Genomic DNA, 25,392 nt, shown 5'->3' with positions numbered 1-25,392 from the left:
GGCGGCTACGCCTCGCATAGCACGGAGATCATGATGGAAGACCGCATTCGCATCCGTTCCGAGGAAATCCTCTCCGACGACTGGGCTGTTCTGAAAAAGACCGTGCTCGATTATCGCCGGCGTGACGGCCAATGGGAAACGCAAATCCGCCAGACCTATGATCGCGGGGACGGTGCGGTGATCCTGCCATACGATCCCGTCCGCTCAACCGTGCTTCTGGTGCGCCAGTTCCGTTACCCCGCCTTTGTCACCGGCCACAAGGAGCCGCTGATCGAGGCCTGCGCCGGCCTGCTCGATGAGAATGACCCCGAGACATGCATCCGCAAGGAGGCGGAGGAGGAGCTCGGTTACCGCCTGAAGAACGTCCAGCGCCTGTTTGCTCCCTACATGAGCCCGGGCAGCGTTACGGAGCGGCTCTGGTTCTTCGTTGCCCGTTATTCTCCGGCCGACCGCATCTCGGCGGGTGGCGGTGCGCCGGAAGAGGGCGAGGACATCGAGGTTCTGGAAATGTCGCTCGATGAGGCGTTGGCAGGGATTTCGGACGGCCGCATCATCGACGCGAAGACAATTATCCTGATCCAGCATTTGAAACTGAACCCGATGCCTGTTTGAACTGTCGGCTCCGTCCTTCCAGATCCGCTGACCGATCAGAACGAAAGACCAAGCTTCGCCTTGAACCCGTTGTCATGCGCATCCGCGCTGAACTGCCCGGCATAGGACAGGCCAAGCTTCGCGTTGGAGGTGAGTTGCAGGTCGACACCCAGTTCGACAAGGGCGGCATCCCTGGCTATCGGTACGCCGGCAATGGTGAAATCGTCGCTGCCGGCAAAGGCGACAGTAGACAGCGGCGTGACATCTCCAAAGGCATGCCGCCAGCCGAGCATGCCGCGCGCTGTCGCCTCGACGCCACCCAATTTGAAGTCGCTGGAGACCCTGACGCCGAGCGTGGTGAAGGTGGCATCGGTGCTCGAGCTTCCACTCGTCAACGCAGCCATGCCACCACGCTCGGTGAAGCCATCGGTGCGCAGATTGACGTAAGCAAGATTGGCGAAGGGTTCAAAGCTGAATTGGCCGGCGCGGCCCGCGTAGGCAAGCTCACCAAAGGCCTGTGCCGTCCCGGCATTGTAGCCGGCCGACAATTGATCATTGAAGCCGCCGAAAGAGACCGAGCGAGTGGTCGATATATGGTGCCACGCATAGGCGGCGCCTGCCCGCAATGCGATGGCGCCCCAGTTCGTTCCAGCATAAAGGCCAAGATGATAATTGTCGCTGTCGGCGGAGGCGCGCCGGTCGCCGACATCAAAGCTTGAGCGGCTGTACCCACCGAGCACGCCGAGCCGCCAAGCGCTAGCCAAGGCGTCCGCGCCTATCAGCAAGCCGCCGGTCGAGCGATCGAGAGCGGCGGCATTGCCATCGCTCCCGCGTGCTCCCCAGGAGCCGAAACCCTGGCTCCAGACGGCAAAGCGCTCGGTGTCGGCCGCGGCCAGTTCCGGTCCGCCTTCGCCATAGGCCATCAGCGGAGCGGAGGTCGCGGCAGGGTTGCCAAAGGCGGCGTCGAGGCGGTTGGCGACGGCATCGCGGACAAAACGGCTGTCATCGAGCAGGGAGCCCTTGATCGAGGCGTGGATTTCCCCGGAAAGCTGATCAAAGGCCCCGCGCGCGCCATCGATGTCCAGCAGCGCAACGGCTTCATAGATCGGGTTGCCGAAGCCGAGCGATTCCACGCCGCCTCCGGCCGAACGCTGGTTCGGTGTGCCGCCGATACTGGCGAAGTCGATCCCGTTGCGCACCAGGGTAAGATAGACGTTGTTGGCGTCGTAGGTCAGGGTTGGGTCGAGGAACGCGAAGTTGCTGGTGACGCTGCTGAAAGTGCCGCTGCGCCCCGCGCTGGCGGTCAGAATGGTGTACGTCGTACTTGGCGCATAGATGCCGGAGCCTGCCTGGACCTGCACCGTGCCGCCGTTGAGAGTTGCCGTCCCAGTGACGCCAAGCACTGCATTGCTTGCTGGTGTCAGGCCAATGGCCAGGGTGGAGCCGGCCTGGCTGGTGAAGCTGCCAGTGACGCCAAGCGCGCCGGATGAAACGAGCACGGTGCCGGAGTTCTTGACCGCACCAATGAGTGTGCCATTGCCTGTCAGCGTGCCCGCCGACTGCACGGTGATCGTCGGGCTGGTGAGCACTCCAGCGACCGTCAACTTACCGGATTTGACATCGGTGCTGGTTGAGAACGTGCCGGTGCCATTCAACTGCCACGCTTTTCCCTGCATCGACAGGGTCTCAAAGGCCAGGAACTTGGCCGCACTTTCGCTTCCAGTCCCAAGCAGCACGAGACTGTCCACACCGGTTCCGCCCTGAACAATGCCGTTGAGCACCGAGCCCGTGTCGAGATTGAGGATGCGGGCGTAATTGCCGGTGAAGTTGATGGCGCGGACAGCGCCGGAAATCGTGCCGCTGTTTGTTACCGTCCCGCCGCGCGCCAGATACAGCCCATCACTGGAAGCCGACTTGATCGTACCGGTGTTCGTGAAGGTACCGCCGCCCGTCGCTTCAACGGCACGTGCGCTCGTGTTCGAACCTGTCGATTCAATGACGCCGTTGTTCGTCAAGGTCAGCGGCGCGCTGAGGCTGGCGTATACGCCGTTGAAGGTGCCGCTGATGTGCCCCGTTGCGTTGTTCGTAACCGTGCTCGCCCCGCCTTGGACCAGCACCCCGGCGGCAAAATTGGAGCCGGTGTTGGTGATCGTGCCGGAGTTGATCACGGTTCGTGAGGCGCCCTGACCAACAGATACCGCGTTGCTGCCATTGTTAGCGGAGATTGTGCCGCCTTGCAGGTTGGTGACGGTGCCGCCGAAAAGCAGGGTGACGAGATCGCCGCTTGTCCCGGTCTGAGTGATGGTGCCAGCATTGATGACGGTCCCTGCACCTCCTCCGGGCGTGCTCATGGTCGGGGCCGTGCCAATCCTGATCGAACTATGACCTGAACTGATGGTCGCGCCGGCCTTGTTCTCGACGCTGCCGCCGCCGGTCATCCAGACCGAATTGCCGGTTGCATCGCTGGCGATCGAGCCGAAATTGGTGACCGAGGAGCCATCGACGGAAAGCGAGACGGCATTGGCGAATGAAGACGAAATGGCGCCACGGTTCGTCAGGGCCCAAGGGTTGATCGTCGCGCTGACCGGCACGCTCAAGGGCACATTTGTCACGGTCACGCCCGGATTGATCTCGACGGTACTGCCTGTCTGAGTATCAAGATTGATGCCGGTTCCGACATTGGCGGTGACGTTCACGTCCGCGGCTCGTGCGCCGCCCCACATGGCCAAGGGCAAAAGCGTTGCCGTGGCCAGCCACGTCGTTCGGCGCAAAACACGCAAAGCTATGCCGTCCGCCCGGAAAGGGCGGTCACAAATCCCACTATTCAACTGTAAGCCCCGTTGCCCTTGCCGTTTGGTCGGCGCGATTCAAACCCGCGATGCAATGACGCTAAAACAGATCATGCTGCGGCGCACCTAACTGAAAAGATAGGTTGGACAACCTGGCATGGGCGGGCAGGCGGAACGAGATCCTAGACGGTGCCCGCGAGCACCAGCAGGGCCACGGCTTCGCTGCGGCTGCGCGTGCCGGCTTTCTTCTTGACCTGCTCGACATGATAGTGCGCGGTCGCGGCGGCGATGCCGAGGATGATGCCGATTTCCGCGTCGGTCTTGCCGGCGGCAACCCAGCGCATGCACTCGGCTTCGCGCGGCGTCAGGTGAATGGGAGGCCGAGTGCTGTCACCAAGGCCGATGGAGGCATGCGCGCGGTCGTGTACGGCAAGCGCCATCGTATGCAGGAGCGCCCGCTCGGTCGTGCTCATCGAAACCGAATTCAGCGACGCAAACGAGACGAGCCCCTGGTAGCCCGCCGGCCCGTGGATTGGGACGCCCATCACCTCGGACCATCCGTAAGCCTTGCCTGCCTCCAGCACCGCTCTGCCCTCCACCGTAAAGCTGCGTGCGTCGCCCATTTCGCTCCACAGGAACGGGGTCATGCGGCGGCGCGTCTCGATGATCATGGGGTCGATGTCGAAAAAGCCGTTGGCGAGATAGAGATCGAGCCAGTCCTTCGGCCAATTGTTGAAATAGAAGCGGTGCGCGCGTGCCGCCGACGCCGACCCATGCCCCGCCCGCCGACACGTCGAAGCCGAAAATCTTGATGGTCTCCAGGAAGTGCGCGATCACATCTTCGGCGTTCGGCTCGTTCGCGCAAAACTCGAGAAACCGCAACCCCGCGGCTTGCTTCATCAGTCGCCCCATTTCCTCGGATTTTCGATCGTCGCAGGCAATCGTCCGAGATCAACCGTCGCCTGTCGATACCGAAGTAAGATGACGGTGGTGAAACGGCAACGCAATCAGCTGGTGCGGACGACGGGAATCGAACCCGTACGATCAGAGATCGAGGGATTTTAAGTCCCTTGCGTCTACCAATTCCGCCACGTCCGCGTCCCTGTCGTTTCAACTAGTTAGGCAATTTCGTCAATCGGCGTTGTTCAGGCCAGAAAATGTGTTGTGCAAAATCGTGTTCTCCTCATTGCTGGGTGCTTTGCGGCGCTGAGGCTCATTGCGGTCAAATCCGCTGCTGCATCCGCGACCGGTCAAGGATCCATTCTGTCATGCGCATGATTTGCGGTTCAGTGGCTCGGCTCTCGGCGCATACGCAATAATAGCTTCGGGACCCCTCTATTCCCGTTTCGAACGGCCGCACCAGACGGCCGGATTGAAGATAATCCGAGGCAAGGAAATCACTCACCAAAGCCAGTCCACGCCCTTCCAGAGCAGCTGTCATCGCCATCATCAAGGTGCTGAAATGCGCATTGCGCGAGGCGGTTTGCGAGACGTTCGCCGCCGTCAGCCAGCGTAACCATTCGCTGCCATCGTCTTCGTGCAGAAGCCAGTGATCGGAGACGTCACGAGGCGATTTCAACGACGGCGAGCTGTTCAGGAGCCGCGGACTGCAAACAGGTCTGAGGACAATGTTCGCCATCAGGCTCCAGGAGAAGCCTTTCCAGGGAGGCGAACCGTAGACGATCGCGATATCGGCTAGGCGCCAATCCACCTGGGCGAAGTCGACGGCGGAAAGGATCCGGAATTTCGTCAGGCCGGCGACCTGCGCGAAGTCAAACATTTGCGTGGCAAACCATGAAACCGCGAGGGCAGGCGGCACCGCGATCGTGACGGATCGGCTGACTGGCAATGCACCGGGCTTGGCGATTTCCTCAACACAGCTATCGATCTCCGAAAAGGCTACCGCCGCGGAGCGTTGCAGTGCACGTCCTGCTTCCGTCGGGCGAAGCCGCCGTCCATCCCTGACGAACAAAGGGACACCAAGGGCATCCTGAAGGTTGTGGATTTGTTGGCTTACCGCCCCCGGAGTGACGTTCAGTTCGATGGCCGCCGAGCGAACCGAACCAATGCGGGCCACTGTTTCGAAAACGCGAAGATAGGCCAGCCCATGGGGATGCTTCATGGCAATTGTTTAGTTCCGCTAACTTGAAACCGTATAAATCATATGGATTGTAATAACAATCGGCGGGCCATAGTTTCGGGCGGACAACCAGCGGAGACAGAAATGACGGGCACAAAGTGGATCAGATCGCGGCCTTTCGATTATCCCTATGATGGCAATCTTGATCCGGCTGTGACGGCGCTTCTCGTCATCGACCTGCAGGTCGACTTCCTGTCGTCCGACGGCTACTTCGCCAGGAAGGGTTACGACCCGGCGCCGCTCCGTGCGATCTTGCCCAATGTCAATGCTTTGATCGATGCCGCACGGGCGGCAGGATGCCTGATCCTGCACACCAGGCAAGGGTATCGCGCCGACATGGCCGACATGACGCCCTATGAGCGTTGGCGTCGCAAACGTGGGGGCCTTGAGGGAACCCAGGTCCTTTTGCGCTCATCACCGGGTTTTGAGATCGTTCCGGAAATTACCATCCACGCCGACGACATCATTGTCGACAAGACAGCCAACGGCGCGTTTACCCATACTGACCTCGATCATGTCCTGCGGGCCAGGGGAATTTCCCACCTTCTCTTTACCGGCTGCACGACGGACGTCTGCGTGAGCACGACAATGCGCGAGGCGGCCGACAGGAATTACCAATGCCTGCTGGTCGAGGATGCCTGCGCCAGCGGCGACCAATACGCGCACGACGCAGCCGTCCACATGGTCACCGTCGAAGACGGCATCTACGGCGTTGTCTCCAGGGCGGCGGACGTGATTGCAGGCCTTCGCGCATTGGATACGTCCTCGGCCAACTGACCAAACACTAGCGGATTTTACCCAATGCCATATTTCATCTCCCTGATGCGTCTCACGCAGCGGGGGCTCAACGAGATTGCCAACTCTCCTGAACGCGCTCGGGTCAGCCGCGAGCGTGTCGAAAGCCTCGGCGGGCGCAGCGTCGCGCTCTACGCAACGATGGGCGCATACGATTTCGTGCAGGTTTTCGAGATGCCGAGCGAAGCGGCGATGATGCAGTACCTGCTCGTCGCTCGCCAGGACGGTCATGTCGATCCAGTCGTGCTTCGCGCATTCGATGGCCAGGAGTGGGGCTCGATCGTCGAGGCATCAATAAAAAACGGAACTCAAAAAGGGAACGGTCATGAAACAGTCAATACTGCGTAGCTGCCACATCGCTTCAGCGCTTGGCGCAGCATTGTTCAGCCAAGCCGCTTATGCTCAACCTGCTGCGCCGTCGTTCGTAAAGGACGGCCATATCACCGTATGCACCACCGCCGGCTTTCCGCCGTTCACCTATATGGACAAGCCGACCGATGCACGGCCGGTAGGCGTGGATATCGATGTCGCCGACGCGCTCGCCAAGCTTTGGGGCGCCGACATTACATTCGTGGTCTCGGGATTCGACGGGCTCCTGCCTTCGCTGCAGGCGGGCCGCTGTTCGCTGGTGATCAGCGGTATTTACTTGAGCGACAAGCGCCGTCAGTCATACGACGGGGCTCCCTATCTGAAATCATCGACCGTGATCGTCGCCGCTGCCGGGAACGATACGATCAAGACCCCCGAAGATCTCAGCGGCAAGTCGCTGGCCATCGAGGCAGGCACGTCCTACGCGGACACACCTGATGAGCTGAACAAGAAATTCAAGGCGGATGGCAAGGCACCTGTGACCTTCCAGACCTATGAATCGCAAGTCGCCGCGACCCAGCAGGTCATAATCGGGCGCGCCGACGCGACACTGACCGAAGCGGCTGAAGCCGGCGTTCGCATCAAGCAAACAGGTGGCCAGATCAAGGTCGTCTACACCTTCCCATCCGAATTCAAGTTCGGCATCTACATTCAAAAATCGCCGAAAGACCTGGAGTTGCTAAGGTCGGCGTTGAAGACCCTCAGTCAGCAGGGGACGTTTGAAGCGATAGCCGGGAAATACAATTTTCCCAAGTCGGGCTTCGACGTCGACTTTGACTCGTAAGCACGGAGCGCCGGGCCGACGTGCTGTTTGATCCGACCATTTTCCTTCAGGCTCTCGTCAGTCCCGCCCTGATCCAAGGCGCCCTGATCACGATTGTCCTTTCGATCTGCGTCCAGGCAACCGCCTTTGTACTGTGTCTGCCCGTGGCGATTGGCTTGAGTTCGAAGCGTCGTCTCGTGCGCTGGGCACTGGCGGTCTATGTCTGGCTGTTCAGAAGTGCGCCGATGATCCTGGTGCTGCTGTTCATATGGAACGGCTTGCCACAGCTTTTTCCAATGTTCCGCTCGACCTGGTTCACGCCATTTCTGGCTGCGTACATTGGAATGACCATGGTCGGCGTGGCTTACAACGCCGAGATCATGCGGGCGGCACTTGCGTCCCTGGGCACTGGTCAGAGAGAGGCGGCCGCGGCATTGGGTCTTAACAGATTCCAGGCCTTCCGCCTGATCGTCCTGCCCCAGGCGATGCGCATCGCCTTGCCGTCCCTGATGAATGAATTCATATCGCTGCTGAAATCGACATCGCTCGCATACACGATTTCGCTCCGGGAACTGATGACGACGACGTCCTTGTCCATATCGGCGAGCTTCCGGTTCACCGAATGGTATGCCTGCGCCTTCCTCTATTACCTAGCGATGGTCTCCATCCTCACGCTCGCTCAAGCGCGGATTGAGAAGCGGATGTCGGCTCCATATTCGCGAAGCAACAAGCAGGGCAGGGAGTCCAGTCGAACCGCTTCAGCGCGCCAGCCAGGGCCGGCACACGCAATTGATCAGAACTTGTAGCTCAGGTTCACGCCAACGGTGTTCAGCTTCACGTTCTGATCGCGGTCGACAAACGGGTCCGGAGTGTCGAAATGCTCCGAGCCGAAATCATAGTAGCGATACTGGGCGCCGACGACGAACTTGTCGGTCAGCGCGTAATCGACGCCGGCCCCAATGGTCCAGCCGACACTCGTCTTTGTCTCCGCGAGACTCGGAGCTTGCGACGTTTCGATTCCCGCAAAGGCAATGCCGCCAATGCCATAGACCAGCATGCGGTCCATGGAGAAGCCGGCCTTGGCGTTGACCGACCCGAACCAGTTGATCTTGGTACCCAGCGGGTTGCCGACACCCAGGTCGGCGTTGCCGTCAATGCGGGCGTAATTGAGATCGGCTTCGCCGCCGATCACGGCTTGATCGAACTGCCATAGGCCTGCGACGTGGCCGCCAATGAAGCCGCCGCTGAGATCAGGCGAGACCGAGAATGGGCCGCCGTCAAATCCGGTAATTTCAGATTGGCCCCAGCCATATCCAGCCTGGAGGCCGGCATAGTAGCCTGTCCAATCGAAGCCGGGTGCGGTCATAGGAAGAGTGGCCGCAGGGTCGGCTGCGAAAGCAGGCACGGCCAGAGCGGCAAGAAAACCGGCAGTTGCGACCACCAGGCGACGCATCGATCTCCTCGAACGCCGATTCAAAAACTCCTGTGCGGACACTAACCCGATTTGCATCAAAACGGAATCAGATTTCGACCGGGCCGATTTCCAATCATCTGACGTGGTTTAAAAAAAGGGCGCTGACTCTACTTGGCGTCGATGAAACCAAGCACCGACTGACTGTACTCGTCGGGTGCCTGAAGTGCGGCGAAATGGCTGACATTGGGCAGGATGATCTCCTTCGCACCGGGGATGGAAGCAGCCATATAGTCGGTGTGTTCGCGTTTGATCGCCTCGTCATGATCGCCTGCGACGATCGCCGTCGGCGTGGTGATCTTTGAAAGGTCTTCCTTGCTCCAGTTCGGCTGGCTTGCCCACATCTGGCTGATTTGCCCGACGAAGGCATCATACTGGTCGGGCGTCTTCGACAGCTTTTTGTAATCGCGGCCGGAGCGCTCGATATAGGCGCCGAAGGTCTTGTTGGCGAGAACGCCGGGGTCGACACCGTCGGTTGTGACGTTGGCGGCCTGCGCATACAGCCTGGTCAGCCGCTCAGGGTGATGCAGTGCGATGTCGATGCCGATGATGCCGCCGTCACTCCAGCCAACAAGTGCCGTCTTGCCGATCTTGAGGTAGTCCAGCAGCGCCAGATAGTCCGAAGCCATCAAATCGTAGCCAAAGGGCTGATCGGTGCGTGTTGAGCGGCCGTGCCCCCGGCTGTCGGCGATGATCACCTTGTGGGTCTTGGACAGTGCCGCCACCTGGCTGGCCCAGATATCCCCATGGCCGAGGCCGCCGTGGATGAACAGGACCGGATCGCCCGCGCCGAAGACGGCATAATACATCTGGATACCGTTGACGGGCGCGTAGCCGGTCTGATCGGGTTTGGGCATGGCCGCCGGCTCGGGCAGGGTTAGCCAGCGCTCTTCCGCGTATGCCGAGCCAGCGGAGACCAGGAACAGGGTGGCCAAGGCGAGCGCTTTCCAGAAACGGGTCATGCTTTCCCTCTCGCGGTTCAGATGGGCAATCCACACCTTTTGCAGACACCAAGTCAACGACCTCAGGCGGCCACTGTCTGGCGCGCATCACCAATCGCTGCCGCAGAACTGGCCCTTGGCTATTCATTCGCTCGCACCGATATCAGTCCCGGCGGGTGGCCAGTGAAAGGGATATTCATCGTGGACGCAACGGGGCCTGACGGCATGACAATCACCTTGATCGGCGGCCCGACCGCGCTGATCGAGATCGCCGGAATTCGCTTTCTGACGGATCCGACCTTCGATGTACCCCAAGCCTATGAGGCGGGCGCCGTGCGCCTGGTCAAGCAGTCGGGTCCGGCCATCGGTGCCGACGACCTGCCGCCGATCGACGTGGTCTTGCTCAGTCATGACCAGCACCTGGACAACCTTGATCTTTCAGGCCGCGCTTTCCTGCCGCGCGCCGGTCGCGTGCTGACGACGGAAGTGGGGGCCAGCCGGCTGGGCGGTTCGGCGGAAGGTTTGGCTCCCTGGCAAGGCGTGGATGTCGCGGGGCATGGCGGTCGACGTCTGCGCATCACCGCCACACCTGCACGGCATGGTCCGCATGGCATCGAACCGATCAGTGGCGATGTTGTCGGGTTCGTCATATCGCTCGATGGGGATGACGGTCCCAGCGTCTATGTCTCCGGCGACACGGTCTGGTTCGACGGTGTTGCCGAGGTGGCGCGGCGTTTCGACATCAAGGTGGCAATCCTGTTCACCGGTTCGGCGCGGCCACGCGGTGCCTTTCACATGACCATGGACAGCAACGACGCAATCGAGGCCGCCAATGCCTTCCCCCAGGCGCGGATCGTCGCGATCCACAATGAGGGTTGGCAGCACTTCACCGAGACGCAGACCGAGCTTGCCCTTTCCTTCAAGGCGCTCGGCATCGCGGAGCGCTTGACGTTGCTGGACCGCGGCGTCGCCGTCGACCTGGCGTTGTGAGGTCGTTTCAGCCAACCACGCCGACCCGCGCCTCTGGCTACACGCGCCGACATTTGCGACACTGACCGCAACCGAAGGAATCGCCCAATGCCGACCGCCAAAGCCGAAAGCGCCGCCAAACCCAAACCCTGGACGGAGATGGCGACGCATCTCGTCGATGTCGCCATGGGCCGCAAGCCCGCCGATCTCGTCATCCGCAACGGCCGCTGGGTGAACGTTCATTCCGGTGAAATCATCGCGGGCACCGATATCGCCATTGCCGGCGGCCGCTTCGCCTATTGCGGGCCAAATGCCAGTCACGCCATCGGACAGGGCACCAAGGTGGTCGATGCCGGCGGGCGTTATCTGGTGCCTGGCCTGTGTGACGCGCATATGCATGTCGAGAGCGGCATGGTGACGGTGACCGAGTTCTGCCGCGCGGTCATTCCGCATGGCACTACCTCGATGTTCATCGATCCCCACGAGATCGCCAATGTGCTGGGCCTGCCGGGTGTCCGGCTGATGCATGATGAAGCCGTTGCCATGCCGATCAACGTGCATGTGCAGATGCCGTCCTGCGTGCCCTCGGCGCCGGGGCTCGAACATGCTGGCGCGGAACTGACCGTCGCCGACGTCACCGAGGCGATGACCTGGGAAAACATCATCGGGCTCGGCGAGGTCATGAATTTCCCTGGCGTTGCCGCGAACGATCCGGTCATGTCTGGCGAGATCGCCGCCACGGTGAAATCCGGCAAGACCGTCGGTGGGCACTATGCCTCGCGCGATCTCGGCCTGCCATTCCACGGCTACGTCGCCGGCGGACCGGAAGACGACCATGAAGGCACGCGCGCCGAGGATGCTATCGCGCGCGTGCGCCAGGGCATGAAGGCGATGCTGCGGCTCGGCTCTGCCTGGTACGACGTCGCCACGCAGATCAAGGCGGTGACGGAAAGCGGCATCGACCCGCGCAACTTCATCCTGTGCACCGACGATAGTCATTCCGGCACGCTGGTCCATGAGGGCCATATGGACCGCGTGGTGCGCCATGCCATTCAGCAAGGGCTGAAGCCGGTCACCGCAATCCAGATGGCAACGATCAACACCGCCCAACACTTCAAGCTGGAACGCGAGATCGGCTCAATCGCGCCGGGCCGGCTCGCCGATGTCCTGATCGTGTCGGACCTGGCCGAAATGACCATCGACGAGGTCTATGCGCGCGGCGCCAGGCTGGCCAAGGGTGGCAAGCTAGAGATCGATATTGCTGCCTATGACTATCCGAAGACCGCCAAGAATACGGTCAAGCTCGGCAAGAAGCTCAAGGCCGTCGACTTCGACATTGCCGCGCCCAAAGGCGCCAATGAGGTGCGGGTCCGGGTTATCGGTGTGATCGAAAATCAGGCGCCGACAAGAGCGCTGGAGGCCGATCTGCCTGTCGAGGACGGACTGGTCGCCATGGATCGCCGCAACGATGTCTGCCAGATCGCGCTTGTTGAACGACACCGGGGTACAGGCGGTGTCACCAATGCCTTCGTCTCGGGCTTCGGCTATATCGGCGACTGTGCCATGGCATCCAGCGTGGCGCATGACGCCCACCACATCATCTGCGTCGGCACCAACAAGGAAGACATGGCGCTGGCGGTAAACCGGCTGGGCGAGGTCGGCGGCGGTGTCGTGCTCTTCTCCAAGGGCAAGGAACTGGCACTGGTCGAAATGCCGATTGCCGGGCTGATGTCGGACGAGCGCGCGGAGATCGTTGCCGCCAAGGCCGAGAAACTCACGGAGGCGATGCGCAAGATGGGCTGTTCGCTGAACAATGCCTACATGCAGCACTCGCTGCTGGCATTGGTCGTCATCCCCGAGCTCAGGATTTCCGATGTCGGCCTGATCGACGTGACGACGTTCCAGAAGGTCGATCTGTTCGTCTAGAATCTCGAAGTGCGTCTAGTCGCGGTCTGGGCGTCTTCCTCGCTCATCCGCCGGTAGCGATGGTCAGCACCTTGAACGGCGTGGTGATGACGATCTCCGCCACTGAGCCGACGGCCTTGCCGAGTCCCTGGCCGAGATTTTCGATCGGCTGCGTGTCCTCATCCGATGCCAGGCCGGCCGGCGCGCGCAACCGATCGCCAAGCAATTGCACCAGGAACGGGTTGTCGGCGAACTTGGCGTGGTTCAACTGGTCGCCGCCCTTGGTCTTGGTCAGATCGACGACCGATACACCATAGCTGGCCAGGTCGGCGGCGTTGCCATAGTCTCCGACGCGCGGCTTGTCGCCCGAAATGAACGACGAGAGTTTCAGGGCGCGATCGTCGCCCGAAAGCAGGATGGCGAAAGGCTTGGTCGGCTTGCCGTAGCGGATCATCTGCTTCTTGAACACATCGACATCGATATCCGGTGACGCGAGGATGACATAGCCGAGCTTGCCACCGAGATCCCGGTCGCCCGTGATGGCAAGCTGGCGCAGCGCTTCCATCGTCAACCAGTTTCCCATCGAATGGGCGATGATGTCGATGCTTTTGACCTTGGTCTTGGCCAGCATCCGCAACGTCGCCTCAAGGTCGTCGCGCGCCGCCGTGGCGCTATCCCTGTCGTAGAGGTACCCGGTCGTCTTGGCACTGGAAGCCCAGGAGAACAGCACCGGCGTGCCGGGATATTTGGTGTCGTGGGCGATCTGGGTCAGGCGATAAATGCCGTCATCAAAACCATTGTTGAAGCCGTGCACGAAGACCAGCGCGCGGTCGCCACGCATGGCGATATCCGCGCCCACCGCCTTGGCGAATTGTGGCGCGCCGTCATAGAAGGCGACGTCCTTTGCCGTGAAGTCCTTGGCCGGATTGCTGTTGGCTGAGCCTTTGGCGCGCTCGATGGCGCCGACCTGATGGCTTTTCGGAACGGTGACGTCGACGCGGGCGTAGCTGGTGGTCAGCGAGCGATCGCCATCGAACACCTGTCGCGGATCTTTTGTCGCCTTCTGGCGCGTGGTGGCGACAAAGATCTGGTGCGTGGCCGCGATGTCCGAAGCCGGCGCGGTGATCGTCGTCTTGCTGAGGAGATCATGCGTATTCTGCCCGGCGCAGCCTGCGACCAGCAGCGCGATGGCAGCGACAAGCAAAGTGTTCGAACGCACGGTCACACAGGCTCCTGTGGGCGCGTCAAACGCGTCGCGCCCTTGCCTATCTGGATAGAGGCAGAGCTCAGCCCGGTCCAGTTCAAACTGAGCCGATGGTGCGGCAATCCTGAACAAGGCCTGGCGACGGACCGCACCCCTACTGCCCGAGCAGGTTGATGCGGTCGGTCACGTCGCGGTCGCTGGCAAAGCCGTCATCTTCACGCAGCCGCTGGCCGATCATCTTCACCAGGGCGGGATTGTCTGCGAATTTCGTGTGGTTGAAACTGTCCGATCCCTTGACCTTGGAGAGGTCGACAACCGTGACGCCGTAAGAGGCGAGGTCGGCGGCGTCCTTGTAATCGCCGACGCGGGGCCGGGAGCCTGCGATCAGGCCGGACAGCCTCAGCGCCCGATCGTCGTCGGACAGTAGCAGGATGAAGGGTTTGTCGGGCTTGCCGTAACGGCGCATCTGGCTCTTGAACACGTCGACGTCGATGTCGGGCGAAGCCAGCACCACGTCGCCAAGCTTGCCGCCGAGATCGCGGTCGCCGGTGATGGCGAGCTGGCGCAGCGTCTCCATGGTAACCCAGGTTCCGAGCGAATGCGCGACGATGTCGATGCGCCTTGCGCCCGACTGTGCCAGCATCCTCAACGTCACTTCCAGCTGATCGCGGGCAACGCTGGCGCTTTCCTTGTCGTAGACATAATCGGTCGTGCGGGCGCCCGATGCCCATGAGAACAGGACGGGGGTGCCTGGATAGCCTGAATCATGGACGATCTGGGTAACGCGGTAGACCGCGTCGTCGAATCCGGTGTTGTAGCCGTGCACGAAAACCATGACGCGGCCGCCGCGCGCCGCGATGTCCGCGTTGAGCGCACTGGAGAACTTCGGCTGGGTGTCGTAGCCGACAACCTCCGAGGCCATGAAATACTTGGACGGGTCATCGGACTTGCCGCGCGATCGCCGCTCGATCTGGCCCGTCTTGTGAAGCCCTGGAACGGTAACATTGACGCGCGCGTAGTTCAGCGTGGCCGAACGCTCACCGTCGAAAACCTTGTTGGGATCGTCGGATTTCTTGCGCGTCGTGGCGATGAAGATGCTGTGGTTGCCGGCAATCTCCGTGACCGGTGTCGCGACGACGGCGCTGCCGAGCAGTTCCTGGGTTTGCGGGCCCGCACAACCGGCGACGAGCAAGGCGAGGACGACTGTAAAAATCTTCTTCAAAGGCACGTCTGAAATTCCACTCCGGCCTAAAGGCCCATCCATCGCCAAAAAGGCCTAGCCACCCCCGCGACACCTCCCGGACAGGGAGAGTGCGGCGGAACTAAGTCGTGTCCAGCCGAAATGTGGTCAGCGCCGTGCGACAGCCATCGCACTGTTGCGCGAAAGCCAAAATGAGGGAAGAAATGCTGGAATGTTGGAGAAGGGCAGCACTTCCGGCCTGAGGCGAATTCCGAGCACGTCCGTCATGAAAGCGCGGCGTGCCTCGATGCGGCTCCAGGCTTCCGGGTAAAGTGCCGCGATCTCGTGACGCAGCGGTTCGTCGGCCAATGCGATACCGTCCTCGATGTTGCTGGTGAAGTAGTCGGTGCCGGTCGCTGGAATGATGTCGACCTGCAGCGCCATCCCCGATCTGAGCTTGATGTCCGAGCCGGAAAACACCGGTGAATGCATCCATTCGTCGATATGGACGAGGTGGCCGGGATTGAGCGTGACACCAAAGAACGGATCGCCGATCCGGTCATGCACCGCCTTCCATAAGGCACCGCCCGTGACGCCGATGCCGATCGTCTCATACCAGTCGACAACGGCGGCGAAGTAGGGAGCGACCAGCCTTTCGACATAGTCGCCAATGGCTTGCGGGAGCTCGGATGCCGCTTCGACCAGGAACCCGGCGCGAGCATTGAGTGCACCGTGGATGCCGTAGGCCATGGTCACCGGATCGCCGCGCTTGATGATGTCGAGGCGCGGGCTGGGCAAGCCATAGGCGGCCCGCTTTCCCGCCGACAGCATCGGATGGCAGCCAAGCGGCAGGCCGTTCATGCCCATCAGCCGTGCCGCCTGCAATTCTGTCATGCCGGGTTCGATGTCTTGCAAGACATTGCGCAACCCCTGTGAGGTGAAGGTGGCCGCGAATTCGAACGAGGCCAACTGGTCGGCTTCGTTGATGGCGCGCAGGCCGTCGGTGGGGTTCATCAGGAGATTGGCTGCATTGACCACCGCGCCTTTGTCGCCGGCAAGCGCCCGCAATGTGTCCGCGATGAAGGAGGGCAGGTCCAATGCCGTCTCGCCAAAACCGGCATCGCCCGGTCCAAACGGCTTCCAGCCGATGGCGCCGATCCGTTGGCCGGCCCTCAGGCCGCAGTCGGCAAGAATATCCAGGAGCGCTTGCGAGCGGTCACGCGGCTGCGCCGGCAGCGAGAACGTCTGGTAGAGGATACGCTCATAGGGCCCCGCGCAAATCTCGGCATAGCCCCAGCCCTCATTGCCAACGAGAAGTTTTGGCTGGCGGCCCGGAACGATGACCAGCAGTGTTTCCTCGAAACGAGGGTCATAGCCCGAGAGATAGGCGACATTGGCCGCGTGTTCGCGGTCGCCATAGACGGCGAATACATCGAAGCCAGCTTTCGCGCCTCGCAGCAACAGCGTCTCGATGCGCGTTTCGTAAGCGGCGCGGGCCAGCAACGGCATTACGGTCGGCTCGCCAAAATGTGGCAAGCTCATCGATTTCAGGTCAACCGAAGCGACAGGCATGAACAAACGCCTCCAAGTGCTTGCAAGGATTCCGCGAATTCCCCGTCACCGGGGTGCATGGCTGGCTGGACAATGGCGTCGTCGAGCCAGACATGCAATAGGCGGAGACCGAACACCCGCGGCGAACCAGGCTCCTAACAAACAAGCGCTGACGGGCCCAATCAATGATACAGGCTTTGTCAAAGTCATGCCCTGTCAGGTGATTTCCAGATGAACAGTTTCTCCACACGCGTCGCCACGGCCACGGCCGCGATCCGCCAGATATTCCCGGAAACACCGTTGCAGGAAAACGACTACCTGTCGAAGAAGACCGGTGCGCGCATTCTGTTAAAGCGTGAGGATCTGTCGCCGGTGCGCTCCTACAAGATCAGGGGCGCCTTCAACTTCTTCCGCAAGGCGCTTGCCGCCGGCAACGAGGCCGAACTTTTCGTCTGCGCCTCCGCCGGCAATCATGCCCAGGGCTTTGCTTTCGTCTGTCGCCACTTCGGCAAGAAGGGCGTGGTGTTCATGCCGGTGACGACGCCGCAACAGAAGATCGACAAGACGCGGCTGTTTGGCGGTGAATTCGTCGAGATCAGGCTGGTTGGCGACTTTTTCGACGACTGCTACCGCGCCGCTTTCGAATTCACCGAAACGGCTGGTGCCCATATGGTGCCGCCCTTCGACCACAAGGATATCATCGAGGGCCAGGCGACCGTGGCTTACGAGATATCAGACCAGATGCCCGGCGCGCGCATGCCCGACATCATCATGCTGCCGGTTGGCGGCGGCGGCCTGGCCGCCGGCGTTACGCACTATTTCGCCGATCAGGGCCGTGAAACACGTTTCGTGTTCTGCGAGCCGGCGGGGGCGCCAAGCCTTCGCGAAAGCCTTGGCGCCGGGAAACGGCTCAAGCTGGCCAAGGTCGACAATTTCGTCGATGGCGCTGCGGTGGCCGAGATCGGCCGCGAGCCTTTGCGACACCTCAAGGAGTTTGCTGCAGACACGGTGCGGCTGATCCCCGAGAACCGGCTTTGCGCGACCATGATCGAGATGCTGAATATCGAGGGTGTCGTGCTGGAACCGGCGGGTGCGCTGACGATCGATGCGCTGAAGGATTTCTCGAAGAAGGATATCAGGGGCAAGACCATCGTCGCCGTGGTCTCCGGCGGCAATTTCGACTTCGAACGGCTGCCGGATGTGAAGGAGAGAGCGCTGCGCTTCGAAGGGCTGAAGAAATACTTCATCATCCGCTTCCCGCAACGGCCAGGCGCGCTGCGCGACTTCCTCGACATGCTGGGCCCGGACGACGACATCGCCCGCTTCGAATATCTGAAGAAGTCAGCGCGTAATTTTGGTTCGGTGCTGATCGGCATCGAAACCAAGGACCGCCGCAACTTCGACCTGCTGAAGGCGAATTTCGAAGCCGAGGGCGTCCAGTATCAGGACATTACCGACAACGAGACATTGGCGGGCTTCATCATATGAGCCCGAAGGGCAAGGTATTCGTCGCGCTGTTTTCCGGCATCAATGTCGGTGGCAACCGCATCGTCAAGATGGCGGAGCTGCGGGCGTTTTTCGAGACGCTCGGCTTTACCGATGTCGCCACTTATGTGCAGAGCGGCAACGCCGTGTTCAGGGCGCGGACGGGTGATGCGCCCGAACTGACGAAAGAGATCGAGGCGGCTTTCGAGAAAAAATGGGGTTTCTATTCGCGCATCATGGTGCGGGATGCCGACTGGTTCGAGCGGTTGGCGAAGGAAAATCCCTATCCGGAAATCGCTGGCGAACCGAAGAAGCTCCACGCCTATGTGCTGGAGCGCGAGCCGACCGCCGAAGAGACGGCACAACTCACCGAGAAATGCGTCGGTCCCGAAGCGTTCCAGATCAAGCGCGATGTGCTTTACCTGCACGCACCGGAAGGGCTTGGTGAATCGAAGTTCGCCAATCTCATCCCGCGCGTGCTCAAGGTACCGGGCACCGCGCGTAACTGGCGCACGGTGCAGGCGTTGCTGGAGATGGCTGCGAAGGCAGGCGGTGGCTGAGCCCGAGGCTTAGGCCGCGGGCGCCTGGGCCCAGTTGAAGGTCAATTCCTCGCGGAAGGCGAAGCGCTTGATGTGGTCGGCCACGACTTCTTCCAGGCGGCCGATCGAACCGGCGTCTTCCGTGGTCACCGTGATGTGGAGCGTCGCCGCGTCCGCGTCCATCACCGTGCGGCCCATCGACAGGTCGATGACGCCATGGTTCGGATCAAATTCAACGGGAAACTTGTGTGCCCAGTGTTTGCAGAGCTGCTGCAGATAGCGGCTCGCATGTTCGGTGGCGACGTCGGCACGGCTGGTCGGCATAAGTGAGTTCTCCGTGGGCAACCGCCCATTCGCATGAAAGCGCCAGCCGTCAGGCCGGCATTACATCGGCATAGATAGGCATTGTCGTGCCAAACGCCAGCCGCCGGCCATCTGGTCCGGCGAAGCTTGGCGGTTACCAACTGCCGGTATTGGCCATCGATGCCCAGGGTTCGGCCTTCGCCTTGGCCGGGCCTTTCTGCAGGAGCTCGATCGAGATGCCGTCCGGTGACTTGATGAAGGCCATGTTGCCATCGCGGGGTGGCCGGTTGATGGTGACGCCCTTGTCCATCAACTGCTGGCAGGTGGCGTAGATATCGTCGACCTCATAGGCGAGATGGCCGAAATTCCGCCCGCCCTTGTAGTCTTCCGGGTCCCAATTGTAGGTCAACTCGACCAGCGGCGCCTTGTCGGCGATGCCGCTCTGCTCATCTTCGGAGGCGGCGAGGAAGATCAACGTGAAGCGTCCTTGCTCGTTCTCGTAGCGCCGTACCTCCTTGAGGCCAAGCTTGCCGCAGTAGAAATCGAGCGAGGCATCGACATCGGCGACGCGGACCATGGTATGCAGATAGCGCATGTGATTTCCTCGAGATGTTGTGATGCGGCGCAACATAGGGGCGGGCCGGCCAAAGGGCAATCGTCAGGACAACGCATGCGCCTGGTGGGCGCCGGCAAATAACAAATCCGGTATTCCTGTATTGAACCGTGAAAAAAGGCACGGCAGGTCTTGCACAGACCGGAAGCCGCGGTGTTAATCTGGTGTCAAGAATCAGTTGCGGTGTTCTTGAAAAAAAGGGGGCATTCTTATGGGGGAAAAGGCCTCTTTTATGGGGCGGGACGGGATCCTTGGCGACGCCTTGCCGCGCGACGAAGGTGGCGATGCCGCTGATCTGGTCGAAGTCGCAGGCGCCATCAAATGGTTCGATGTGGCCAAGGGCTATGGTTTCATCCTTCCGGATGACGGCAGTTCCGGCGACATTCTCCTCCATGTGACATGTCTTCGAAGGGATGGCTTCCAGACTGCTCTGGAAGGTGCCCGGGTTGTTTGCCTCGTCAAGCACGGCGATCGCGGACTGCAGGCCTTCCGCGTGCTATCGATGGATGTCACCACGGCGATCCATCCGGCCGAGATGCAGGAACAGCGAACCCATGTTTCGGTGACGCCTGAAAGCGGTCTCGAACGCGCGCTGGTGAAGTGGTTCAACCGCACCAAGGGTTTTGGTTTCCTGACCCGAGGCGAGGGCACCGAGGACATTTTCGTCCACATGGAAACGTTGCGCCGCTACGGCATCACCGAGCTTCGCCCTGGGCAGGTTGTGCTGGTTCGTTTCGGACGCGGCGACAAAGGCCTTATGGCTGCCGAAATTCACCCCGATATGGGCACCTTGCCGGTTTCGCACTAGGACGATTTCCGGTCGAGGATTTTGGATGGCTCACAGGAACAGGCTGACGGCGGGCGCAATCTGCGCCGTGATGGCCGTCATCGTCGCTTCAGGCGCTTACTTCTATTCGCAGACACCAAGTGCGGCCGACAGCCGGGCGATGGTCCTGCCTGTCGATCCCGCTCCGCTTGTCGCGGTGACCAAAAGCGGCGATCGCTCTTTCTCGATTGAAGTCGCCGACAACGAAGCGGAGCGCGAGGCGGGCCTGATGTTCCGCGAACAGATGACCGACAATCACGGCATGCTGTTCGTGTTCGAGGCGACGCGCGAGGTCAACTTCTGGATGAAGAACACGCCGATGCCTCTCGACCTGATCTTCGTTGGTCAGGACGGCAAAATCCGCGCGATCAAGCAAGGAGAGCCACAATCCGAGGCGGTCATCTCGCCAGGAGAGCCGGTTCGCTTCGTGCTGGAACTCAAGGCGGGCACCGCGGCCAGGGATGGCATCGAGAACGGCGATCTTTTGCGTCATCCCGCCATCGGCACCGCATCTGGTCCCGGCATGCCGCCGGCGGACAAGGGCGATACGCCCAGTGTCGAGTCCGACTGAACGCCGAGGACGCCTGGCCCATGCAGTTTTTCGCCCATGACGGCTTCGACCTCGCCTTCCTTGACCGCCAGCCGGCATCAGGACAAGGCGATCCGGTGCTGATGATCCACGGCTTTGCCTCGAGCCATTATGTCAACTGGGTGTCGCCCGGCTGGTTCAAGACGCTGAACGACGCCGGCTACCGCGCCATCGCCTTCGACAATCGCGGCCATGGATCGTCGTCGAAGAGTTATGACGAGGCCGACTACACACCGGCCAGGATGGCCTCGGATGGCGCTGCGCTGCTGAACCATCTCGGCATCGAACGGGCCCATGTCATGGGCTATTCGATGGGTGCGCGCATCGCGGCCTTCCTGGCGCTGTCCGATCCCGACAAGGTCGCAACGCTGGTCTTCGGCGGTCTTGGCATCGGCATGATTGACGGCGTCGGCGACTGGGATCCGATCGCAGAAGCCTTGCTTGCCGATGATCCCGGTGCAACCAGCCATCCTCGCGGCCGTTCGTTCCGCGCTTTCGCAGACCAGACGCGCAGCGATCGGCGGGCTCTCGCCGCCTGCATCGCGACATCGAGGGAGTTGCTGACCGAGGATCAGATCACGCATATCGCCCAACCGACATTGGTCGCTGTCGGAACGACGGATGACATTGGCGGCTCGCCGGATGAACTGGCCGCGCTGATGCCGAATGCCACGGCCTTTCATATCGAAGGCCGCGATCATATGCTTGCCGTCGGGGACAAGACATTCAAGCAGCGGGTGCTGGAGTTCTATGCCGACAATCCGCTTTGAGCGGTAAGCAAGCGGGGGCGCAAAAAAGTGGGACAATGGGGAAGAACCGCCGACGCGCCGAGCGTCGTCGTGCAAGGCAGGCTCGGTAAACGTTCCGTCATACTGGCGCTGTCCGCGTTTGCGGCCGGGGCGATTGCCATAACCATCCTCGTGGCGATGCCGAGTGATGCTTCACAGCTTGTCCAGAACATCGCCACGGGTTTCTTCATGGCGGTGTTTCTGCTGGCGGCGCCACTGGCGCATGTTACCGGCGTGGTCTTCGGCATCATGGCGCTGGCGCGCTCAAACGACAGCCGCTCGCTTGGCCTTCTCGGGATCATTCTCAACGGGCTGTCGGTGATGGCAGGGCTGGGTATCCTGGCCGCCATGGCTTCGACAATAGGCGCCTTCACCTGATTGCCGTCAGCTTGTCGTAATGGCCTCCAGCGATCGCGCCATGTTCAACCTGGCCCGCGGTTCGAAGCGCTGACGGAACTCCTCGGTATGAAAGATATGCCGCCGGCCGAGAAAATTCTTCAGAACCTCGCCGCGTCCCGCGCGCCACATCGGCTCCTCCACCCACTGATATTCAAGACGCACGGCCCGCTCGTAGGCATCGAACAGGGCCGGCGTCGCACCCAGGATCGACAGGTCCATATCGAGGAAGAGAGCGGCGTCCCGCGCGGATCTGGCATCGTCGAGACTTGGCAATTCATGCGTTGCGGTGGCGACGATCATCGCCGTGATGCGGTCTAGGCGCTCCGGGTCAGCGCGGCCTGAGAGCTTTTTCCGTGCCAGTTCCGCGCTCCGCGCCTCATTGTCCTTGGCCCGGCTGTCATAGATCGCGTCATGAAACCAGATCGCCGCTTCGACGGCGCCGGCGTCGTGCAGTGATGCCCGGTAGTCGCCAGCCAGCGCCAGCATCGCCTCGATATGGGCCATGCCGTGATAGTGGCGGTCGTCCGCCTCATAGAGCCCGGAAAGGCCTCTTTTCAGCGCATCATCGATCAAGGGTTCGTTTTCCATGGCTGCTTGAATTCCCGCGAACCAAATCCATTTGACACTGCACTAAGGAAAATTGAGTTCAATCGTGCTAGGATCTGGCTTATAGGTGCGGCCAGACACTAGGCAAGCCGGCAGGACGACGTCGATGAACAGCATCAGCATTTCCCGACACAGCGCATTGCAGCCGGTCGACCCGATCTGGCGCTCGATCCGTGATGAGGCGATGGACGCCGTCAACCGCGACCCTTTGTTGGCTGCTTTCCTGTATTCGACCATTCTCAACCAGGAGAGCCTGGAAGAGGCGGTCATCCACCGCATTGCTGAGCGGCTTGCCCATCAGGACATTGGCTCCGACCTCATTCGCCAGACCTTCAAGTCGATGCTGGCCGATGACAAGGACTGGTCGACGACCGTGCGCGTCGACATCCAGGCCTATTACGACCGCGATCCGGCCTGCGACCGCTTCATCATGCCGGTGCTCTATTTCAAGGGCTTTCACGCGATCCAGACCCATCGGCTGGCGCATTGGCTGTGGAACCAGGGCCGTAAGGACTTTGCGCTCTATCTGCAGAGCCGTTCATCCTCGGTCTTCCAGACCGACATCAATCCGGCTGCCCGCATCGGCAAGGGCATCTTCATCGACCATGCCACCGGCCTTGTCGTCGGCGAGACGGCGGTGATCGAGGACGACGTCTCGATATTGCATGGCGTGACGCTGGGCGGCACCGGCAAGGCCGGCGGCGACCGTCACCCGAAGATTCGCTATGGTGTGCTGATCGGCGCCGGCGCCAAGATCCTCGGCAACATCGAGATCGGCCATTGCTCGAAGATCGCGGCCGGCTCGGTTGTGCTGTCGCCGGTACCCCACAACAAGACCGTTGCCGGTGTGCCGGCCCGGGTCGTTGGCGAGACCGGCTGCGACCAGCCCTCGCGCCAGATGGACCAGCTTTTGCCGTCGCAGTCGATGGATCAGGTCGTCAGCTTCGACATCTGATTTTTTTATACTGCCGAGACGCCCAGCCGGATTCCGGATGCCTATGGGAGTGGGCATTGTCTCGGCTTATCGGCGGGCTTGCCTTTACAGCGCCATTGTCGACGTGCCAGAAGCGCGTTCAAACGAGCAAGACCGATGATCGGAGAAGACTGTTGAAGCCGGACGAAATCAGAAAGCTGGACGCCTATTTCAAGCGCGTCTTCCAGAATCCCAAGCTCGAGGTGAAGGCGCGGCCGCGCAAGGAAGACTCGGCCGAGGTCTATGTCGGCGACGAATTCCTCGGCCTTGTTTTCAAGGACGAGGACGACGGCGACTACAATTTCTCGATGGCGATCCTCGACATCGACCTGGCCTGAACCAGAAATCCTGGCGGCTGGCCGGTTCCGCATCGAAATGCGCCGGCCAGCCTTTTCGTTTGATATTGCTAGCGTCCGGTTTTCAGGACGCGTGCGGCTTCGGTGGCGATCGCCGCGTCGAGCCGCTGCCAATCCCCCAGGAACTCTCTCGGGAAACGATAGGTGAGGCTGAGTTCCTCGCCGACCTGAATGTCACGTTCGCAGGGCGCCAGCGATTCATCCGCGCTCGGGCCGCTCAGGCAACGGGCGACGAATGGGTCCTTGCCGGGACGCTTGCCGACAACCAGCACCTCGTTCAGGTAGCCTGATTTCTCGTTGAAACCATACACCGTCGTGCCGCCAGGCCCCGCCGTACCAGGCTGGACAATCAAGGCGCTGTAGATCGGTGAGAAACGGCCGCTCATATCACGCGACATCATCTGCGGCTCGAACGAGAGGAAGATGATGTCCTTGCTCGACCCCGTGTGGTTGAAATCGTCGCGTGCCGCCTCGCTGTAACCGTCCATCTCGGGATAGCGCAGATAGAGGTCGAGCCGCGAGGCGATACCGTCGCGCCTAGCCTGATTGAAACGGATCATGTTGGCCGGCACGGCGATGACGTTCTTGCCAATGACGACCTTATGCAATGTCGGGTCGTCTGTGTATCCGGCCATGGCGATGGAGTGACCGAACCACTTGCCGCCGAGGCTGATTGCCACCGACAGCAGCGCCAGCGTCGCGAACCCGTAGAAGACCCGCTTCATCAGCTTGGAATCGACCACGGTAAGTTCGGGGCCGTCGGCGATAGCTGCCTGCTTCATCTCAGTCCTCGATCTCGGCCTGCCCCCGTGGGTGTCCTTGGGCGGCACACATCGCACGGCATGATGCTTGCAGTGCGTTGTGAACGACTGTGCGATTTCATGGTAAACGGAAGGTAAAGATGAGCCCGCTGGAACTCACCGCCTACGCTTTTGTGGTTGGCTTGACCGTGTGCGGTCTGGCCGGATCGGCGATGGAACTGATTTCGGGACGGAAAATTGCTTTCGTCGAGCCCTATGTGTCGCCGTCGCATATCCTGCGTTCGCTGGCCGCGACGGCCTGCGCTGGGCCTTTCATGCTCTTCAACGACGCCTTGGACGCCAGGCGCACCGGCCGCATTTCGACACTGGCGCTGATGTCTTGCTGCTGCACGGCAATCGCCTGGTCGCTGGCGTTGGGTGTTGTCGTACTCGCCATTGCGTCCTGGGCGTCTCGGCTTCTAGGGTCCGACTTTCCTGCCTGAGGCG

The 25,392-nt window shown here is 61.2% G+C and carries 28 protein-coding genes, 1 tRNA gene and 1 pseudogene; 16 read left to right on the top strand and 14 right to left on the bottom strand.

What is annotated here, in order from left to right:
- The first annotated feature begins 33 nt into the window (after positions 1-33).
- Positions 34-612 (top strand): NUDIX domain-containing protein, encoded by a 579-nt coding sequence (locus GA829_RS23565; protein WP_195175003.1) that lies wholly within the window; start codon positions 34-36, stop codon positions 610-612.
- A gap of 35 nt (positions 613-647) precedes the next feature.
- Here GA829_RS23565 and GA829_RS23560 read toward each other — a convergent pair whose 3' ends face one another.
- The 5 genes and pseudogenes from GA829_RS23560 to GA829_RS23545 form a co-directional block, all read right to left on the bottom strand.
- Positions 648-3,287: an autotransporter outer membrane beta-barrel domain-containing protein gene (locus GA829_RS23560; RefSeq protein WP_258051869.1), complete on the bottom strand. Its 2,640-nt coding sequence runs from the start codon at positions 3,285-3,287 to the stop codon at positions 648-650.
- A 275-nt stretch (positions 3,288-3,562) separates the two neighbouring features.
- Positions 3,563-3,724: a LuxR C-terminal-related transcriptional regulator gene (locus tag GA829_RS36865; protein ID WP_258052358.1), complete on the bottom strand. Its 162-nt coding sequence runs from the start codon at positions 3,722-3,724 to the stop codon at positions 3,563-3,565.
- Positions 3,725-3,856: 132 nt separating this feature from the next.
- Positions 3,857-4,069: pseudogene (locus tag GA829_RS36860) on the bottom strand (autoinducer binding domain-containing protein); the annotation flags it as partial.
- A 323-nt stretch (positions 4,070-4,392) separates the two neighbouring features.
- A tRNA-Leu gene (locus GA829_RS23550) sits at positions 4,393-4,478 on the bottom strand.
- A gap of 124 nt (positions 4,479-4,602) precedes the next feature.
- Positions 4,603-5,502 carry a LysR family transcriptional regulator gene (locus GA829_RS23545; protein WP_195175001.1) on the bottom strand — a complete coding sequence of 300 codons (900 nt, stop codon included), beginning with the start codon at positions 5,500-5,502 and terminating at the stop codon, positions 4,603-4,605.
- Positions 5,503-5,604: 102 nt separating this feature from the next.
- On the opposite strand from GA829_RS23545, the gene GA829_RS23540 reads away from it, so the two are divergent.
- From GA829_RS23540 to GA829_RS23525, 4 genes are read left to right on the top strand one after another with little or no spacing between them, the layout of a single operon-like run.
- The gene (locus tag GA829_RS23540; RefSeq protein ID WP_195175000.1) at positions 5,605-6,297 is read left to right on the top strand and encodes a cysteine hydrolase family protein; all 693 of its coding nucleotides are present in this window, start codon (positions 5,605-5,607) and stop codon (positions 6,295-6,297) included.
- 24 nt (positions 6,298-6,321) lie between these two features.
- Entirely contained in the window at positions 6,322-6,663 is a 342-nt protein-coding gene (locus GA829_RS23535) for a GYD domain-containing protein (RefSeq protein ID WP_195174999.1), read from the top strand.
- Positions 6,664-6,694: 31 nt separating this feature from the next.
- Positions 6,695-7,468, top strand: a complete 774-nt coding sequence (locus tag GA829_RS23530; protein ID WP_195174998.1) for a transporter substrate-binding domain-containing protein — start codon at positions 6,695-6,697, stop codon at positions 7,466-7,468.
- A gap of 20 nt (positions 7,469-7,488) precedes the next feature.
- A complete protein-coding gene (locus GA829_RS23525) occupies positions 7,489-8,253 on the top strand; it encodes an amino acid ABC transporter permease (protein WP_258051868.1) in 765 nt (254 codons plus the stop codon).
- Here the strand turns inward: GA829_RS23525 and GA829_RS23520 are convergent.
- Together GA829_RS23520 and GA829_RS23515 are read right to left on the bottom strand one after the other, a co-directional pair.
- Entirely contained in the window at positions 8,241-8,900 is a 660-nt protein-coding gene (locus tag GA829_RS23520) for an outer membrane protein (protein ID WP_195174997.1), read from the bottom strand. The genes GA829_RS23525 and GA829_RS23520 overlap by 13 nt on opposite strands.
- Positions 8,901-9,028: 128 nt before the next feature.
- Positions 9,029-9,880 carry an alpha/beta fold hydrolase gene (locus tag GA829_RS23515; protein WP_195174996.1) on the bottom strand — a complete coding sequence of 284 codons (852 nt, stop codon included), beginning with the start codon at positions 9,878-9,880 and terminating at the stop codon, positions 9,029-9,031.
- 204 nt (positions 9,881-10,084) lie between these two features.
- Between GA829_RS23515 and GA829_RS23510 the strand changes: the two genes are divergently transcribed.
- Complete coding sequence (locus GA829_RS23510) at positions 10,085-10,849, top strand: MBL fold metallo-hydrolase (RefSeq protein ID WP_195179783.1); 765 nt, start codon at positions 10,085-10,087, stop codon at positions 10,847-10,849.
- Between the two features lie 87 nt (positions 10,850-10,936).
- Positions 10,937-12,754, top strand: a complete 1,818-nt coding sequence (ade, locus tag GA829_RS23505; RefSeq protein WP_195174995.1) for an adenine deaminase — start codon at positions 10,937-10,939, stop codon at positions 12,752-12,754.
- Positions 12,755-12,797: 43 nt separating this feature from the next.
- Here ade and GA829_RS23500 read toward each other — a convergent pair whose 3' ends face one another.
- The 3 genes from GA829_RS23500 to GA829_RS23490 form a co-directional block, all read right to left on the bottom strand.
- Positions 12,798-13,958 (bottom strand): alpha/beta hydrolase, encoded by a 1,161-nt coding sequence (locus tag GA829_RS23500; protein ID WP_195174994.1) that lies wholly within the window; start codon positions 13,956-13,958, stop codon positions 12,798-12,800.
- Between the two features lie 133 nt (positions 13,959-14,091).
- Positions 14,092-15,201: an alpha/beta hydrolase gene (locus GA829_RS23495; protein WP_258051866.1), complete on the bottom strand. Its 1,110-nt coding sequence runs from the start codon at positions 15,199-15,201 to the stop codon at positions 14,092-14,094.
- An 84-nt stretch (positions 15,202-15,285) separates the two neighbouring features.
- Complete coding sequence (locus tag GA829_RS23490) at positions 15,286-16,689, bottom strand: M24 family metallopeptidase (protein ID WP_195174992.1); 1,404 nt, start codon at positions 16,687-16,689, stop codon at positions 15,286-15,288.
- Between the two features lie 210 nt (positions 16,690-16,899).
- On the opposite strand from GA829_RS23490, the gene ilvA reads away from it, so the two are divergent.
- Positions 16,900-18,156 (top strand): threonine ammonia-lyase IlvA, encoded by a 1,257-nt coding sequence (ilvA, locus tag GA829_RS23485; protein WP_195174991.1) that lies wholly within the window; start codon positions 16,900-16,902, stop codon positions 18,154-18,156.
- The gene (locus GA829_RS23480; protein ID WP_195174990.1) at positions 18,153-18,713 is read left to right on the top strand and encodes a DUF1697 domain-containing protein; all 561 of its coding nucleotides are present in this window, start codon (positions 18,153-18,155) and stop codon (positions 18,711-18,713) included. The genes ilvA and GA829_RS23480 overlap by 4 nt, the downstream gene beginning before the upstream one ends.
- Positions 18,714-18,722: 9 nt before the next feature.
- On the opposite strand, the gene GA829_RS23475 is transcribed toward GA829_RS23480, so the two are convergent.
- Together GA829_RS23475 and gloA are read right to left on the bottom strand one after the other, a co-directional pair.
- The gene (locus GA829_RS23475) at positions 18,723-19,016 is read right to left on the bottom strand and encodes a DUF2218 domain-containing protein (RefSeq protein ID WP_195174989.1); all 294 of its coding nucleotides are present in this window, start codon (positions 19,014-19,016) and stop codon (positions 18,723-18,725) included.
- Positions 19,017-19,149: 133 nt separating this feature from the next.
- Positions 19,150-19,590, bottom strand: coding sequence for a lactoylglutathione lyase (gloA, locus tag GA829_RS23470; protein WP_195174988.1), 441 nt, complete (start codon positions 19,588-19,590; stop codon positions 19,150-19,152).
- 229 nt (positions 19,591-19,819) lie between these two features.
- Here gloA and GA829_RS23465 point away from each other — a divergent pair, with 229 nt between their 5' ends.
- The 4 genes from GA829_RS23465 to GA829_RS23450 are packed head-to-tail and all read left to right on the top strand — an operon-like array spanning position 19,820 to position 22,189.
- The gene (locus tag GA829_RS23465; RefSeq protein WP_308462081.1) at positions 19,820-20,416 is read left to right on the top strand and encodes a cold-shock protein; all 597 of its coding nucleotides are present in this window, start codon (positions 19,820-19,822) and stop codon (positions 20,414-20,416) included.
- A gap of 25 nt (positions 20,417-20,441) precedes the next feature.
- Positions 20,442-21,005, top strand: coding sequence for a DUF192 domain-containing protein (locus GA829_RS23460; protein ID WP_195174986.1), 564 nt, complete (start codon positions 20,442-20,444; stop codon positions 21,003-21,005).
- Positions 21,006-21,025: 20 nt separating this feature from the next.
- A complete protein-coding gene (locus GA829_RS23455) occupies positions 21,026-21,793 on the top strand; it encodes an alpha/beta fold hydrolase (protein ID WP_195174985.1) in 768 nt (255 codons plus the stop codon).
- A gap of 27 nt (positions 21,794-21,820) precedes the next feature.
- A complete protein-coding gene (locus tag GA829_RS23450; protein WP_195174984.1) occupies positions 21,821-22,189 on the top strand; it encodes a hypothetical protein in 369 nt (122 codons plus the stop codon).
- 6 nt (positions 22,190-22,195) lie between these two features.
- Here GA829_RS23450 and GA829_RS23445 read toward each other — a convergent pair whose 3' ends face one another.
- The gene (locus GA829_RS23445) at positions 22,196-22,798 is read right to left on the bottom strand and encodes an HD domain-containing protein (RefSeq protein WP_195174983.1); all 603 of its coding nucleotides are present in this window, start codon (positions 22,796-22,798) and stop codon (positions 22,196-22,198) included.
- A gap of 124 nt (positions 22,799-22,922) precedes the next feature.
- Here GA829_RS23445 and cysE point away from each other — a divergent pair, with 124 nt between their 5' ends.
- Both cysE and GA829_RS23435 read left to right on the top strand, forming a co-directional pair.
- Positions 22,923-23,771, top strand: coding sequence for a serine O-acetyltransferase (cysE, locus tag GA829_RS23440; RefSeq protein ID WP_195174982.1), 849 nt, complete (start codon positions 22,923-22,925; stop codon positions 23,769-23,771).
- A 152-nt stretch (positions 23,772-23,923) separates the two neighbouring features.
- Entirely contained in the window at positions 23,924-24,127 is a 204-nt protein-coding gene (locus GA829_RS23435) for a DUF3126 family protein (RefSeq protein ID WP_195174981.1), read from the top strand.
- A 68-nt stretch (positions 24,128-24,195) separates the two neighbouring features.
- Here GA829_RS23435 and GA829_RS23430 read toward each other — a convergent pair whose 3' ends face one another.
- Entirely contained in the window at positions 24,196-24,927 is a 732-nt protein-coding gene (locus tag GA829_RS23430) for a hypothetical protein (protein WP_195174980.1), read from the bottom strand.
- A gap of 119 nt (positions 24,928-25,046) precedes the next feature.
- On the opposite strand from GA829_RS23430, the gene GA829_RS23425 reads away from it, so the two are divergent.
- On the top strand, positions 25,047-25,388 hold the full coding sequence (locus GA829_RS23425) for a DUF6949 family protein (protein ID WP_195174979.1): 342 nt from the start codon (positions 25,047-25,049) through the stop codon (positions 25,386-25,388).
- Positions 25,389-25,392 lie beyond the last annotated feature (4 nt).

This window comes from Mesorhizobium sp. INR15 (assembly GCF_015500075.1).
Classification (GTDB): domain Bacteria; phylum Pseudomonadota; class Alphaproteobacteria; order Rhizobiales; family Rhizobiaceae; genus Mesorhizobium.
The sequence above is the reverse complement of the archived record's forward strand: the minus strand, read 5'-3'. Positions and strand labels throughout refer to the sequence as shown.